Source organism: Brevundimonas sp. AVps7 (assembly GCF_058681545.1).
Genome location: NZ_CM178742.1, coordinates 1117934 through 1132974 on the forward strand (window position 1 = coordinate 1117934; position 15041 = coordinate 1132974).

At 62.7% G+C, this 15041-nt stretch carries 13 protein-coding genes; 8 read left to right on the plus strand and 5 right to left on the minus strand.

Annotated elements, in window-relative coordinates:
- Window positions 1–6 precede the first annotated feature (6 nt).
- Window positions 7–1011 carry an amidohydrolase family protein gene (locus ACW17Y_RS05465; protein ID WP_492037763.1) on the minus strand — a complete coding sequence of 335 codons (1005 nt, stop codon included), beginning with the start codon at window positions 1009–1011 and terminating at the stop codon, window positions 7–9.
- Window positions 1012–1136: 125 nt separating this feature from the next.
- On the opposite strand from ACW17Y_RS05465, the gene ACW17Y_RS05470 reads away from it, so the two are divergent.
- The 3 genes from ACW17Y_RS05470 to ACW17Y_RS05480 all read left to right on the plus strand — a co-directional run bounded on the left by ACW17Y_RS05470 (window position 1137) and on the right by ACW17Y_RS05480 (window position 4685).
- Complete coding sequence (locus ACW17Y_RS05470; protein WP_492037764.1) at window positions 1137–1979, plus strand: fumarylacetoacetate hydrolase family protein; 843 nt, start codon at window positions 1137–1139, stop codon at window positions 1977–1979.
- A 15-nt stretch (window positions 1980–1994) separates the two neighbouring features.
- The gene (locus ACW17Y_RS05475; RefSeq protein WP_492037765.1) at window positions 1995–2939 is read left to right on the plus strand and encodes a VOC family protein; all 945 of its coding nucleotides are present in this window, start codon (window positions 1995–1997) and stop codon (window positions 2937–2939) included.
- Between the two features lie 138 nt (window positions 2940–3077).
- Complete coding sequence (locus ACW17Y_RS05480; protein ID WP_492037766.1) at window positions 3078–4685, plus strand: FAD-dependent monooxygenase; 1608 nt, start codon at window positions 3078–3080, stop codon at window positions 4683–4685.
- Here the strand turns inward: ACW17Y_RS05480 and ACW17Y_RS05485 are convergent.
- Window positions 4682–5611, minus strand: a complete 930-nt coding sequence (locus tag ACW17Y_RS05485; RefSeq protein ID WP_492037767.1) for a LysR substrate-binding domain-containing protein — start codon at window positions 5609–5611, stop codon at window positions 4682–4684. The two genes, ACW17Y_RS05480 and ACW17Y_RS05485, sit on opposite strands and share 4 nt — an antisense overlap.
- Window positions 5612–6635: 1024 nt before the next feature.
- Here ACW17Y_RS05485 and ACW17Y_RS05490 point away from each other — a divergent pair.
- Both ACW17Y_RS05490 and ACW17Y_RS05495 read left to right on the plus strand, forming a co-directional pair.
- Window positions 6636–7673, plus strand: coding sequence for an amidohydrolase family protein (locus ACW17Y_RS05490; RefSeq protein ID WP_492037768.1), 1038 nt, complete (start codon window positions 6636–6638; stop codon window positions 7671–7673).
- A gap of 13 nt (window positions 7674–7686) precedes the next feature.
- Window positions 7687–8658, plus strand: coding sequence for a CobW family GTP-binding protein (locus tag ACW17Y_RS05495; RefSeq protein WP_492037769.1), 972 nt, complete (start codon window positions 7687–7689; stop codon window positions 8656–8658).
- On the opposite strand, the gene ACW17Y_RS05500 is transcribed toward ACW17Y_RS05495, so the two are convergent.
- From ACW17Y_RS05500 to ACW17Y_RS05510, 3 genes are read right to left on the minus strand one after another with little or no spacing between them, the layout of a single operon-like run.
- Window positions 8634–9104 carry a MerR family transcriptional regulator gene (locus ACW17Y_RS05500; protein ID WP_492037770.1) on the minus strand — a complete coding sequence of 157 codons (471 nt, stop codon included), beginning with the start codon at window positions 9102–9104 and terminating at the stop codon, window positions 8634–8636. The genes ACW17Y_RS05495 and ACW17Y_RS05500 overlap by 25 nt on opposite strands.
- Before the next feature lie 27 nt (window positions 9105–9131).
- Complete coding sequence (locus tag ACW17Y_RS05505) at window positions 9132–9722, minus strand: malonic semialdehyde reductase (RefSeq protein ID WP_492037771.1); 591 nt, start codon at window positions 9720–9722, stop codon at window positions 9132–9134.
- A gap of 8 nt (window positions 9723–9730) precedes the next feature.
- The gene (locus ACW17Y_RS05510; protein ID WP_492037772.1) at window positions 9731–10357 is read right to left on the minus strand and encodes a nuclear transport factor 2 family protein; all 627 of its coding nucleotides are present in this window, start codon (window positions 10355–10357) and stop codon (window positions 9731–9733) included.
- Window positions 10358–10575: 218 nt separating this feature from the next.
- On the opposite strand from ACW17Y_RS05510, the gene ACW17Y_RS05515 reads away from it, so the two are divergent.
- The 3 genes from ACW17Y_RS05515 (at window position 10576) to ACW17Y_RS05525 (ending at window position 15019) form a co-directional block, all read left to right on the plus strand.
- Window positions 10576–11472, plus strand: a complete 897-nt coding sequence (locus ACW17Y_RS05515; protein WP_492037773.1) for a LysR family transcriptional regulator — start codon at window positions 10576–10578, stop codon at window positions 11470–11472.
- A gap of 240 nt (window positions 11473–11712) precedes the next feature.
- Window positions 11713–14040 (plus strand): TonB-dependent receptor, encoded by a 2328-nt coding sequence (locus tag ACW17Y_RS05520; protein WP_492037774.1) that lies wholly within the window; start codon window positions 11713–11715, stop codon window positions 14038–14040.
- A 49-nt stretch (window positions 14041–14089) separates the two neighbouring features.
- Window positions 14090–15019, plus strand: coding sequence for an MBL fold metallo-hydrolase (locus ACW17Y_RS05525; protein WP_492037775.1), 930 nt, complete (start codon window positions 14090–14092; stop codon window positions 15017–15019).
- The last annotated feature ends 22 nt before the right edge of the window (window positions 15020–15041 follow it).

Consider the following 15041-nt stretch of genomic DNA (forward strand, 5'->3'; position numbering starts at 1 on the left):
GAGGTCTCAGGCTGGTGGGATGCGGAACAGGGCCTCGGCGTTCGCGTGGCAGATCTTGCGCATGGCCGCTTCGGGCAGGGGGGCCGCGCGGATGAACTCCACGGCCTCCTGGGTCTGCTCGAACGGATAGTCGATCGCGAAGAGGATGCGGTCCTCGCCAAACATTTTCAGGCAGAACTCCAGCGGCGGGTTCGTCATCATCCCGCTGGTGGTGACATGGAAGTTGGTGGCGAAATATTCGCTGGGCAGCCGCTGCAACGGCTTGTCGCCCAGCGGAGCCAGGCCTCGCCGCTTGATGTTCGAGTAGCGATTGTCGAGACGCCCGAGCCAGAAGGCGAGCCCCTCACCGAGATGGCCGAGGACGATCTTCAGTGTCGGGAATTCGTCGAAGACGCCGCCGAGGATCATGCGGACGACGTGCAGCGACGCATCTGCGCCGAACCCCCAGAGCGCGCCCATCATTCCGTACTGCGACAAGGGCTGGATCATCGCATCCGAGGGTATCGTCGGATGCAGATAGATGGGCGCATCGCAGGCGACCGCAGCCTCGAAGATCGGCCAGAATTTTGGGTCGTCGAGGTATTCGCCGTGGGTGTGAGAATTGATGATCACCCCGTTCAACTTCAGGCTTGAGATCGCTCTCTCGATCTCGCGCGCGGCGCGCTGCGGGTCTTGGGGAGCGACCGCGGCGAGCCCGGCGTACCGGGTCGGGTGCTTGCGGATCGCGGCGGCCAGGGTGTCGTTGGCGATAGCCGCGAGCTCGGTTCCGCGCACTGCGTCGAACGCCTGCACGCCCGGCCCCGTGATCGCCACCAGGTGCATGTCCACGCCGAACAGATCCATCTCGGTCAGGCGATGGTCGAGGTCCGTCAGTTGGCGAGCGAACTCGGGCTGGCCGTAGTAGTTGGCCAGGTAGCGTGACGCCGGACTGTCGAGCGTCTTGGCCAGCTCCAGATAGGCGTCGATATATTCGACAGGGGCGAAAGCTTCTTCGACGGCGATCAGGCGCATGGCGGTTTCATAGGCCTGCCGGCGCACACGGAGAGATGCCAAACCGGCATCGGTGATGCTTCATTGTGATCGTGACAGCGGTTCAGCGGCGTCGCAATCCATCCGGGGTTGAGGATGGATTTGCCATGAAGTTACTGCGTTTCGATCGCCACGGTCAGGCGGCCTTGGGGGTCGTGCGAGGCGACGCGATCGTGCCTGTGACGGGCTTTCCGACCATGCTCGCCCTAATCGAGGCCGGCCCCGAGGGACTGGAGCAGATCCGCAGGGAGGTCGAGGCCGCTAGCCCGGAGTTGCTGTTGAGTGAGGCCAAACTTCTGGCCCCCATCGAGCGCCCCGGAAAATATCTCGCCATCGGCATGAACTACGCCAAGCACTTGGCCGAGGCGGACAAACTCGGTGTGGCTCGCGCCGCCCACCAGATCTGGTTCAACAAACAGACGACCTGCATCGCAGGCCCCTATGACGCGATCGAGCCCGGGGTGACCGAGAAGCTCGACTACGAGGTCGAGCTGGCGGCCATCATCGGCACGCGCGCCAAGGGCGTGCTGGAAGCAGACGCCCCACGCTATGTGTACGGATATCTCGTCGCGAACGACGTGTCGGCCCGCGACTGGCAGTTCCACACCCCGACCTTCACCATGGGCAAGTCGTTCGACACTCATGGTCCGATCGGACCGTGGATCGTGACCGCAGACGAGGTACCGAACCCCCATGACCTCGATCTGAGGGCCTATGTGAACGGTGAGCTGCGCCAGTCGAGCAACACCAGCCAGATGGTGAGCAATCTCTGGCAACAGATCGCCTATCTCTCCACCGCCTTCACACTAGAGCCTGGAGACCTGATCGCGACCGGTACGCCGGAGGGGGTCGGGATCGGGATGGAGCCCCCGACCTTCTTGAAGCCCGGCGACGTGGTCCGGTGCGAGATCGACGGCATCGGCGCGATCGAAAATCGTGTCGCCGGCTGACGGGAAGCAGTGATCATGCCCGTGCTTGGCGCCCTGTCGCTGACTCTCGAAGTTCCGGATTTCGAGCCGGGCCTGGCCTTTTATCGGGATGCCGGCCTTGTGGGCTCCGTGGAAGGCGGCGTCGCCCATCTGCGTTGCGTCGGCCAGACTCGCGACTCCATCGTTTTGAGGGGCGGCGCCGCGCGCAAGCGACTGCATCACATCTCGCTACGGGCGGAGAACCTCGACGACTTGGCGAGGACAGTTCCTCCGGCCGGCGGCCGGCTGGTCGAGGCCCCGGCCGGATTCGAGGACGACGGACTGTGGGTTCAAGACCCGCACGGGATGCTGATCCATCTGTCGGAACGTCCGGCCGATCCCGAGCTGGCGGCCGGCCCGATCTACGAGATCAACGCACCCGGACGGGTGATCCGGACGCGGCGGTCGGCGATGAAACCGGGCGCCGCCTATCCGCCGGCCGAACCGCTGCGGCTCGGGCACATTCTGGTCTTCTCGCCTGACGTGCCCGCGAGCGTGGCTTTCATGATCGAAGGGCTCGGCATGGGGCTCGCCGACCATGCCCAGGACATCATCGCCTTCTGCTGCGCGACCCGGGACAGCGATCATCACGTGGTCGCATTCGCGAAATCGCCGGGGGTTGGTTTTCACCACGCGAGTTTCCAGGTCGCCGATCCCGACGCGGTCGGCCGCGCCGGCCAGGCGCTCTTGGACAAGTCGGGACGCGGCGACTGGGGGTTCGGTCGACACACGATCGGATCTAACTTCTTCCACTACATCCAGGACCCTTGGGGATCGTGGTTCGAATACTATTCCGACATGGACCACATCGACGACCACTCGCAGTGGACGCCGACCAACTACGAGATGGCGGATAGTCTCGCGAACTGGGGTCCCAACGTCCCGCACGACTTCGTCCACAATTACGAGATGGACGAGCATCCGTTCGGCGAAGGCGCATGACCAACGTCGAACGCTCTGGTTGGTCACCTCGACCGCGTGTGCTTTGCGATGCTCTTCGCGCATCGCTCGGCCACAAGCGGCATCATCCGTGTTTGCTCCTCGCCCGATAGACGGCGGACAGTGACGAGAGAGCGATTGATGGCTGAGCAAGAGCATGTGGTGATTGTGGGAGCCGGGCCTGCGGGTCTGGCGGCGGCGATCGAACTCGGCATGCGGGGGGTTCGCTGCACGGTTCTGGAGCGTCAGGCGAGGGCGGGTCATGCGCCGCGCGCCAAGACCACCCACACCCGCACCCGCGAGCATCTCCGTCGCTGGGGCATCGCCGATAAACTCGCAGCTGCGTCGCCGTTCGGCGTCGACTACCCGTCTCACGTCCTGTTCGTGACCCGGCTCGCCGGTCCGCTGATTCATCGTTTCGAACACGCGTTGCAATGCTCGCCGGATCGCGACGAACGCTATTCGGAACACGGGCAGTGGATCCCTCAGTACAAGCTTGAAGCCGTGCTACGGGAGCACGCCCAGTCGCTGCCGACGGTCGAGCTGACTTACGGGCAGGAGTTCCTCAAATACGACGAAGAGACCGACGGCATACGGGTTCACGTCCGGGATGAAGGCGGGGTCCGGGTAATGGACGCGGCCTATCTCATCGGCGCGGACGGGGCCCGCAGCGCCGTCCGGGACGCGATCGGTGCGACCATGGAAGGCACCTACGGTCTATCTCGCAACTACAACACCATCTTCCGCGCCCCGGGGCTGGCGGAGGCGCACGCCCATGGTCCGGGGATAATGTATGTCCAGATCAACGAGGACACGCCGGGCCTGATTGGACCGATGGATGAAGGCGACCTCTGGTATTTCATGCCCACCGGACTGGCGCCGGGGGTCACCTACACAGAGGCGGAAGCGCTGGACGCCATCCGGCGCGCGACAGGGATCGATCTACCGTACGAGATCCTCAGCTCGGACGAATGGGTAGCGAGCCGGTTTCTGGCGGATCGCTATCGCCGCGGCCGCGTGTTTCTCACCGGCGACGCCTGCCATCTGCATCCTCCGTTCGGTGGTTTCGGCATGAATATGGGCATCGCAGACTCTGTCGATCTGGGCTGGAAGATCGCCGCGGTGCTGCAAGGGTGGGGAGGCCCCGAACTCCTCGACAGCTACGAAATCGAACGCCGCCCGGCGCATGAGTTTGTCCTGGACGAGTCAGGCGCCAATCTCGCCGCGTCTCCGAACGCACTGTACCGGCCCGGCCTGGAGGACGACACGACCGAGGGGGAGGCTCTGCGTCAGGAGCTGAAAGAAATCGTGGTCAGCGCCAAGACGCCGGAGTTCTACGCGCTCGGCGTGGTGCTCGGTTATTGCTACCGAAACTCTCCAGTTATCGTCGACGACGGCTCGGCCGCGAAATGGGAGCGCTCGCGAGAGTATGTTCCCTCGTCCGCGCCCGGATGTCTCGCGCCGCACCGATGGATGAGCGACGAAGTCTCTCTGTATGACCTGTTCGGCGAGGGCTACACGCTGCTGTCGCTTGGATCCAATGCGGACCTTAAGGCCACGGCGCAGGAGGAGGCTGCGGCGACCGCAACGCCGCTGAAAATCCTTGAACTCGCCGACCCTGCCCTCCGAGAACTTTACGGCGCGGCTCTTACGCTCATACGTCCGGATCAGCATGTGGCTTGGCGTGGTGATGTCTGGCCCGCCGGCGAACAGCTGCTCGAGCGCGTCACCGGACGGTTGAGGTCCTAAGGCGCGACCCCCAGGTCCCCCTTGTGAGCCCGAGCATATTGCACCCCGGCGCGTCTCATCATGTCACACAGATATTCTGCAATCGGGGTCAGAGGCATATCTTGGCGCCGGACGATTGTGATCGGCGCTGCGTAGAGCGGGGGAAGGGCCAAGGGCTCAATCGCGTCCGAGAGCAGCTTCAGGTCAACCCACTGGCGCGGAACCACCGTGAGCAGGTCGCTCTCCGCCACCGCCAGCATCGTGATCAGCGCCGAGCGCGCGTTGACGACGATATTGGGTCTAGGAAGACCCGCCCGGACGAACATGTCTTCGAAATCGCCCTCGGTGATCCGCGACGACAGGGTCGGGCGAACCCAGCGGGCTCCGACTAATTCGGCCAGCGTTTTGGCGGCCGCCAGCGGATGACCCCGCCGAGCGACGATCAATCGATGGTTTTCGAAAAGCTGTTCGACGATGAACTGCGATGCCCCTTTGGCCTGGTCCAACGGACCGATGTAGAGGTCGATACTTCCGCTGAGCAGCTCGCGTTCTATCGGCTGGAAAAAGCTTTCATGAACTTTGACCACGGCGTCTGGGTAGCGGCGACGGAACTCCCTCATGGCGCGAGGCATGATCCCCATGATCGATGCGGTCGAAAGCGCGATTGAAACCTCACCGGTGGTCGAACCCTTCAACTGATCGATTTCTTCCCGCGCGCGCCGGACTTCCTGCTGGATCGCGGCGGCTCGTCGAACGAACGCGCGACCCATGTCGGTCAGCCGAATGCCCTTGGCATGGCGCTCGAATAGGGACACGCCGAGTTCATGCTCGATCTCGCGGATGCTGCGCGTGATCGCAGGCTGGGTCGTGCCGAGATACCGTCCAGCGGCGCGGATACTGCCGTGCTCAGCGACCGCCAGGACATCGCGCATGTGAGTCAGTTTCATGCGCCCTCCTACCATGCCGCCATTGTGAAGCTAGCCGAGCTCGTTCGGCTACCAGACGATCTGTCTGGGCGAAGCTAAAGCTGATAAGCTCGCGGGCAACTGAGCGCAGCGTCAATGCGCGCCGCCTGATCGCAAGAAGTTGTTTACAACGAAACCATCCGCATCCAGACTTCCTCTAGGCCGACGAAGAGTGGCCGGGAGGTCGCAATGGACGTACTCAAATGGCTCGCCGAAGGGTTGCTATTGAGTCACGGCGTGGCTTTGAACGGGAAGGTTACGGCCGCAGAATTGTGTTGTTTATCCTATTCGTACTGGTGGGTGGATGAGGTGAATGCGGACGAGGATCAAGTTGGAGAGTTGCCCGACCACAGCGCGCAGCCTTATGCACTCTAAGGCGCACGTATCTCGGCGCGGGGTGACTGATAAGGGGCGCGCATCCCTAATGCCCGCCGACTTCTCATCGGCCGTGTCTTTTCTCGCCATACCTTAAGCTTCCCGACGAGGAAGTCAGTCATCGGGTCTGACAACGCTTCTAGCATTAGCTGGCGCGAGCGCGGGCGATCGCCAGCTGATTCCCGATGCAATATAGGCATCTTACGTCCGACATATCACTGTGCGCCGTAGCAGTCTGAGATACCTAATCGGCAACACCCTCGACTAAATCTCATCTCTCCTAACATTCCCTGGTCCCATAGCCTGAGCGCCAATAAGAGCCGCCGAAGGCTCAGCGATTTGCGGTTGGCTCAGGCCATTCCAACAACGTTCCTTCCGCGGCCCTGAACCGCATGGGGTGGATGGGCCAATGATTGATAAGCAGAAGTCGGCAGCCGCAGTGGTAGCCTCCGCGGACGACGGCTCCGGCGAAGTCTTCGACCTAGTAATTCATCAAGCAACGATATTCGACGGCCAGCGGGTGCTGCCAAGTCCTCGGAACGTCGGGATCCGCGGCGGTGAAATCGCTCTGGTCTCGGAGTAGCCTATCACTGGCGGCAAGCGGGAAATCCACGCTGACGGCTACTGGCTCATGCCGGGTCTCATCGACACTCACCTTCACTTCTACGACTTTCGGACCATCTCCGATCCAGAGAGCCTCGCGAAATTTGTTGAAGACGAGATCCCTGGTCGGCTCGAGCTGTTCCTCCAGCACGGCATCACGACGATCAAGTCGGTTGGTGACCCCACAAGTGAGATCCTAGACACCCGATCAAGGATTGCCGCAGGGACTCTTAGGGGGCCGCGTCTCTTGGTGACAGGCAACGGGATCACCGGGCGAGACGGACACCCGGCATCGACGATCTTCGGCGGCAATCCTTGGTTCCGAGCGCGCGCCACCGGAGAAGTTGGCAACATCCAGCAGATGCGCGACCTCGTCCACCATCTGGCTGACAGAGGTGTAGATGCCATTAAGCTGTTGTCAGAGGGCGGATGCAGTTGCCCCGGGTCGCCCAAATACATCTGGCAGAATCCGGTGTTTCCCGCAGCCGTCGAACTGATCCGCCTGCCCACGCCTATCATGCGGGCGGGTATAGAAGTCGCGCACGAACGCGGCCTCAGGGTCACGGTCCACACGACCCAACAGGCTGCAGCGCGCGAAGCGATCGAAGCTGGAGCGGATGGCCTCGAGCACGGTGTAACGGTTGAGCCCATTACGGATCACGGCCTCGTGGACATGATGCTGGCGAAGGGCGCGACCTACACGCCCACTCTCTGGATCCACGACGCGGTGCATCCGGAGAGCAGACCGAATACTAAGCTGATGGCCGAGGCCGGCGTGACGATGGTCTTGGGCTCGGACTCCTTCTCCGGCCGGGGCCTCTTTGGAGCAAACACCCTGGAAGAGGCGGAACTTATGGTGGCGGCCGGACTGGCGCCTATCGACGTTCTGATCGCCGGAACCAGCAACGCCGCCAAACAATGCGTCCGCGCTGACCTAGGCCTCATAGCGCCGGGCAAGCGTGCGGACGTGATCTTGCTGGCGGCCGACCCCACGCAGGACATTGGGGCTCTGAGACAGCTGAAGGCGACCGTCCTTGGAGGGGAACTTGTGGTCGACAAGCGATGAGTACACATCGGCGATGATTACGGAACGCATCCCCGTCACCGTGCTGACCGGCTACCTCGGCGCGGGAAAGACAACCTTGCTTAACGGGCTATTGGCCGACGATCATGGCTACCGGCTTGCCGTGATCGTCAACGAGTTCGGCGAACTGGGCATAGACGGAGACTTGGTTGTCGGGGCGGATGAGGATGTGCTCGTGATGAACAACGGATGCATATGCTGCACCGTGAGAGGCGACTTAATCCGCATCATCGGAGATCTGCTGAAGCGTCGGGGTGATTTCGACGGAATCGTCATCGAGACGACGGGCTTGGCTCACCCGGCTCCGTTGATCCAGACCTTCTTTATGGACCCCGATATCAACGCGAGGACGCGCCTTGACGCCATCGTTGCAGTCGCTGACGCCAAAAACCTGCTTGCAACGATAGGCAGCGCTCCCGAGGCTGAAGCGCAACTTGCCTCCGCTGATCTCATTCTGCTGAACAAATGCGACCTGGTGAGCGCCGACGCGCTCACTGCCGCCGACGAAGAGATCCGCGCCGTGAACCCATTCGCGGAAGTTCGACGAACCGTGCGGTCAGCCTTGCCGGCAAAGGAAGTCTTTAACCGGGCCGCGTTTGATCTGGATCTCGTGACCGAACATCTGTCCGAGATCGGGGCCGGAGGTCACCGTCATGGGGTGGGGATCGAGACCGTCAGTCTGGAGGTTTCTAGGCCTCTGATCATGGATCGCTTCCTTCAATGGATCGATGGCCAGCTCGCGAGCGCGGGAGACGACATGATGAGAACGAAGGGCATACTGTCATTTGAGGGCGACGCCCGACGGTTCGTTTTTCAGGCTGTCCACCGTATCGCAGACGGCGATTTTCTGGACGCGTGGCCAAACGCAGCGAGGCCATCGAAACTTGTATTCATCGGCCGCAACCTCGATCGGGACAGGCTAACCCGCAACTTCGAAGCCTGTCAGGTCGCGACCTCAAGCTGTTGAGCGATCAGCAGGTCTGACCGTGTTTCATCGAATGGCTGATCGTGCAGGTCGGTCAAATCTCTCGGGTCGCACCAGTCGGTGAGGGCTTGGCGGACATCACAGAGCTGATCAGCCAAAGTCGCCGCCTTCGCTTCGAGGGCCTTGCGTAAATCCGAAACTCGTTCGCGCTCCGAGCGCGCGCCGTCGAGGATGGACCTTATCTCTGCGATAGGAACATCCAGTCTGCGCATCACGACGATCGCCCAGGCGACATCACACTGGTGCGGCGAAAACAGTCGGCCGCGAGTCGAGGTGCGGGTAGGCCTGAGCAGGCCAACCTCCTCGTAGTAGCGAAGGGCCCGGCAACTCGCCCCGGTCTGGCGCGAGAGCGTAGAGATCCCGGTCAAAGCCAAAGCCGGAGAAGCACTGCGTCTCTGGCGCTGCATCGTGTCGAACCGCAAGATCATGAGGTGGCTTTGGGTACGGTGTGCCGATCAGAGGATCTGGCAGGCCTCGGCGAACAACAGCCGGGGATTTCTGGGAAACAGTTTGGCGGCGTCGCCATAGCCGAGATTGACGAGGAAGTTCGTCTTCAGTCGGCCATCCGGAAAGAACTCAGCATCGACAGCGGAACGGTCGAATCCTGACATTGGCCCGCAGTCGAGACCCAGGGAACGGGCGGCCAAGATCAAGTAGCCGCCTTGCAGGATGGCGTTGCGCTCGGCTGTTTCGGCGGCAAGCTCGGGAGCCGCCATGAACATCGACCGAAAGTCACGTTGGGGCGAAAGCGTCGGGAGGTTCTCGTAGAAGGCGGTGTCTGCCGCGACGATGACGCAGACCGGCGCGCTCATGGTTTTTTCGACGTTTTGCGGCGACAAGTGCGGCTTGAGGCGGGCCTTGGCCTCGTCCGATTTCAGAAAGACGAACCGACCGGGGTTCGTGTTCGCGCTGGTGGGCGCCCAACGAAGCCTTTCGTACAACTTGCGCAGGAGGTCGTCGGGCAATGCTCGCGGGAGCCATACATTGTGGGTGCGTCCGTTCTCGAAGAGCGCCGCGTACCGGTCATCATCGGGCGTTTGGGGCATCTGTTCGCTCACGCCTGGAAGCAGCCCGCGTCGGCGCGCTCAAGCCAAAGCCGCATACGGCTCATCAGGGCTGCGATCTCGAGTCCTCGTGTGCCTGGCAGTGTCTTGCTGACGTCGAACCCGAGTTTGGTCTGGACATAGGCCAAGTGTCGATAACCCTCTGGAAATGACGCCAACAGGTCCGGTTCAAGCACGACTACTGCTGTCGGATCCACGGCCTGCATACGGTCCAGTTCGTAGACAGGTTGGCGCAAGACCAGACCCCATCGACCGTTCCGCCGTTCAAGGGCATCGACGAAGCGACCTTTGCAGGCCACGTCTACAACCACATCATGAACGGCGGCCCGCTGAAGGATTTCCATCTTCGTCTGGGCGACTGCCCGGTCGCCGCTGATCTCGATACTGCTGCCGCCGAGTGTGTGCAGCCCGACCATGCCGGCGTCGAAGGCCTTTTTGGACCGAGCGATGAACTCGGGCGCAGGGGCCGAAAACCAGGTGGCGTTCATCCGGCCGTCGTCGTGCCACACAGTCGCGAAGCGCTCCCAGTCCCCGGAGTCGCGCCAGATCACCCAATTCTCAAGAAGCTCACGAATCTCGAACCGGTCGCGAACGTCTCCCTGAAGCTCTGCCATCATACCCTCAAACTCACTGCGGGACGCCGCGCGGAGCCACTGACTGCTAGCGGGTTGGCCGGATCGGGGAAGATGGGATTATGGCGGGGGTGTTACTGAAATGGTATAGGCCGGTCGGGACCGCTTCTTCTGTTTGAGCCACACGCTCGGGGAGGCGCGGCAGAGGACAATACGATGTCGCAACAGTCGTCGAAATGAAGCTTCATCACCTGCGCAACGTCGTGGCCGTGGTGGACAGGGGAAGCCTGCGAGCGGGCGCCAAACATCTCAGTCTCGCACAGCCGGCTATGTCTCGGAGCATCAAGGAACTCGAGCAGGAACTCGGGGTCGTCCTGTTCCAGCGGAACAAGTTCGGCATGACCCTGACGGCTGTCGGCGAAATCTTCGTCCGGCGCGCGCGCGGAATGCTCGCCGAGCTTCAGAGAACCCTAGACGAGATCGAACAGGCGAAGGGCGTGGATTTCGGTGAGATCACGGTCGCCATGTCAGCGGCGGGCCATCTCGCTCTTCTGCCCAGCATGATCGGCCCGTTTCGCCGACGGTTCCCGAATATCCGGATCAAAGTCGTCGAGGGGACTTTCCCCATGCTCGAGACGGATATTCGGGACGGACTGATCGACCTCTATTACGGCCCTGTATCGAAGGGCTTTCAGGATCCCGCTCTCGTGGTCGACCTGCTCTTCGAGAACGCCCGGATCATCGTGGCCAGGCCGGGTCACCCCCTGCTGCATGCGAGGACGCTCGAAGAACTTGTCGGCGCGTCCTGGGTAACAACGCCGGTCGCGATCGACCACGACAGCGAGGTGAACAGCGTCTTCCAGGCCGCGGGCCTGCCTGCGCCGCACATCGCTATGCAGGCTGCGTCCAGCATGAGCCTGCTGACGATCATCACCTCGTCCGACCTGCTGGCTCCTCTGCCGCAGCAGTGGGTGGAGTTCGTCAAGCAGACCCATCTGATCGAACGGCTTCATATCCGAGATGTCCCGGACGCTCCCCGGATTTGCGGGGTTCGTCGGGCCAACGTCCCCCTGACCCCGGCGGCAGAATACCTGAACGACCTTGCCCACCGAGCGGCGGCCATTCATGTGGGCAAGCGCGGCTCTCTGGACGTTGGCTGAGGATCGGGCGACCTTTCCGGCCGCGACATCGTCCTTGGGGGATATATCATCTAGGTAACGCCCCCGCGTCATTGCCATCTTATTCACCGCCCGGCTGCAGCGCATAGCTGCCGGCATAAGAGGCCGCCGGATCGTCGCCGCGCATAGCGGACAGATCGGACGAGCGAGCCTCAGCGTCACGGGAAACACCGGGACGTAACCCAGGGGGCGACCATGACGAATTCCTGCAAGACCGTTCTCATGCTGACGACCGCGCTGATGTGCGCGCCGGCCGCCGCCTGGGCGCAGACCGCGCCGTCGAGCGCTCCGGCTGGATCGGAAAGCGAGGCCAGCCAGCTCGACGAGATCATCGTGACCGCCCAGCAGCGCGGGGAGAACCTGCAGCGGGCCGCCCTCGCAGTGTCCGTTGTGTCCGGCGAGGAGCTCGTCCGGGACGGCATCCGGGGCCTCGACAGCCTTCAGAAGTCCGTTCCGGCGCTTCAGGTGGCGTCCGGCGGCCAAGGGAACCTCGTCTTCATCCGGGGTGTGGGCAACTTCTCCTTCCTGCCGAGCAGCGACCCCGCCGCAGCCTTCAACTACGACGGCATCTACGTCGGTCGTTCCGGTTCGACGCTGGGCAGCTTCTTCGATCTGGAGCGGATCGAAGTGCTCAAGGGCCCCCAAGGTACCCTGTACGGCCGCAACGCGACCGCCGGAGCGATCAATGTCCTGCCGGTGCAGCCGCGTCTGGGCGAGACCTCGGGCTACGCGATGTTTGGCCTCGGCAACTACAATGCCGTGACCGGCGAAGGAGCCTTCAACGCCGCAATCGGCGACAATGCCGGCGTCCGTCTGGCCGGCACATTTTCGAGCCATGAGGGCTACCTCGCCGACGGCACTTCAGCTGACGAGTCGGGAGCGGTGAGGGCTCAGTTCAAGGCCGAGGTCACGCCGGACCTGACGTTCCGACTGAGCGCCGACTATGCTCACCAAGGCGGGATCGGTCCCGGCGCCAGCTATGTCGGGCGCTTTGCCTTCAACGCAGCGACCGGTCAGTTTGACGTGACGCCTTCCGGGTTGTCGCTGTCCGACGGGCTGCAGTCGCCAGCGAGCGCAGCCTACCGTCGGACCGGCACGCCGGGCACGCTCGTCGGTCGGCCGATGGATCCGCTCGCGAGACGTCCGTACCAGGACTTCGACATCTATGGCGTCAACGCACAGGTCGACTGGAGCACGCCGGTCGGCACCCTGACGGTCATCCCCGCCTGGCGTAAAGCGCTGAAGGACAACTTCAATACACAGTCCGGACAGAATATCGGCGACACTCAGGACTCCGAGCAATATTCGCTCGAGGCCCGGCTGGTCAGCAATCCGGGCGGTCCGATCGACTACATTCTCGGTGCCTACTACTTCAACGAAGAGATATCCGACGATACCCACAACTCCGCCGGTATCAGTGCCAACTTCCTGCTCGCCGACTACGAGACCCGCTCGCCGTCCGTCTACGGCCGGCTGACCTGGCACGCCATGGATCGGCTCCGGTTCACCGGTGGCGTCCGCTACACGGAGGATCACAAGTCCTTCGCCGGCCTGACGCGCGTACTCGCGGTGATCTGCTCAGTCCCGGCCAGCTGCCCGACCGCACCCCTGCTGCCGTATACGCTGACGTTCGAACAGCAGCCGGTCATCCCGGCGACCAATGGTGCTGTCCTGCCTGTGGCCCCCGGCGTGGTCGTGAGACGCGCGGATACGGTGACGGGTGGTGAATCTGACACCAGCAAGACGACCTACCGTGGCGCGATCGAGTTCGATCTAGCGCCCCAAGTTCTGGCCTATGCGAGTGTCGAAACGGGTTACCGGGCCGGCGGCTTCAACAATGACGTTCCCTACGCTCCTGAGAACATCACTGCATACACCGTCGGGGTGAAAAGCCGCTTCTTCGACAATCGTGCCCAACTGAACGTCGAGATTTTCGACTGGGACTACAGGGACCAGCAACTCACCTTCCTTGGTGTGGACGGCACGGGACGCGTCGGGCCGATCACCAGAAACATTGGGCAATCCTCCATCCGGGGCGTGGACCTGGAGGCGAAGTTCCGACCGACCGCAGGTACGACGTTCAGCGCCGCCATCCAGTACGTGGACTCCAACTACGACTCCTTCACCTACCAGACGCCGGCTCGCCCCTATTCGGGTTGCGCGGTCACGGCTGCCGGCGCTCTGTTCAATGTCGACTGCTCGGGTCGTCGCCTGTTCAACTCACCGGAATGGACGACCAACTTCGGAGTTCAACACATCATCCCGATGGGCGAGTTCGAGCTCATCCTGGATGCGGACACCCAGTACCGATCCAGCCGCGAAACCGGGTTCGAGTTCACCTCCTCTGAACACGCCGAACCGGTGTGGACGTCGAACGCGCAAGTCTCCCTTGAGCCGGTCGACGGCGTCTGGGCTCTCGCCGCCTACGTCCGCAACATCGAGAACGAGCGAAGCTTGGTCTATGCGACACCGATCCCGGGCTCGAACCTGATCGCTTCGATCAACGGGAACCCGCGCACCTACGGCTTCAGACTGACGCGCCGCTTCTAAGGGCCGTGAGTTGGCTTCCCCTGCGATCAGAAGAAGACGGAATCCAGTGATGATTGAGCTGTTCAGCAGTGTTGCGATGTTGGCCTTCGCGGGCTTGGGCGGGTGTGCTTGCGTGACAGAACCGACGCCCGTGGCAGCGACCCAAACGGCGCCGACCTTGCCGATAGGCTCGCCGCCCTCAGCGGTGTTGCTGGCGCCCGGCGCCTACTGGGTTCCCGGGATGATTAGCAACTCCGGCTTCATCGTGGGCGACACCGGCGTCGTCGCGATTGACGCGCAAATCTCTGTGCCGGCGGCGGCGGCCTTTATCGGAGCGATCGCTGCGGTCACGGACCATCCGGTCGATACGGTCATTCTGACCCATAGTGATCCCGATCACATCAACGGCCTGCCTGCTTTCCCTCGTGGACTCGCGATCATTGCAGGTGCCGAGGCGAAGACAGACATCGAGGGGGCCATTGCCAACCCGGCGTCAAACGGACTACCGCCGCCCGCCGAGATCCGCGACTACGTGCCCACCCAAACCGTCACGGGCTCAGAGACCCTGACCCTGGACGGCGTTCCGGTGGTTCTGATCCACACCGGACCGGCGCACACGGACGGCGACCTGATCGTCTATCTGTCCGAACAGAAGGTCGTGTTTGCGGGCGACCTGCTGACGCCCGCGATCGGTCTCTATCCTGGCATCCATCTCGAGAAGCAGGGCTCGTCCCTGGGCTGGATCGCATCAGTCGAGGCCATGCTGGCGCTCGACGCGGACATTTTCGTCAGCGGCCATGGACAGCCTCAGACCCGGGCGGAGGTTGTTGCTCGCCTGGCTGCCGCTCGACAGCGCCGCGCTGAAATCCAGGCGCTCGTGGCCCAGGGGATGACCCTGCCACAGATCAAGGAGGCGCTTCACGACGTGCCGCTTCCCGGGCCTGCGTCACGCTTCCCGACCTTCGTCGAGACGACCTTCCAGGAACTGACCGCTCACTAACGCAGCGACCGCCGCCGCGATT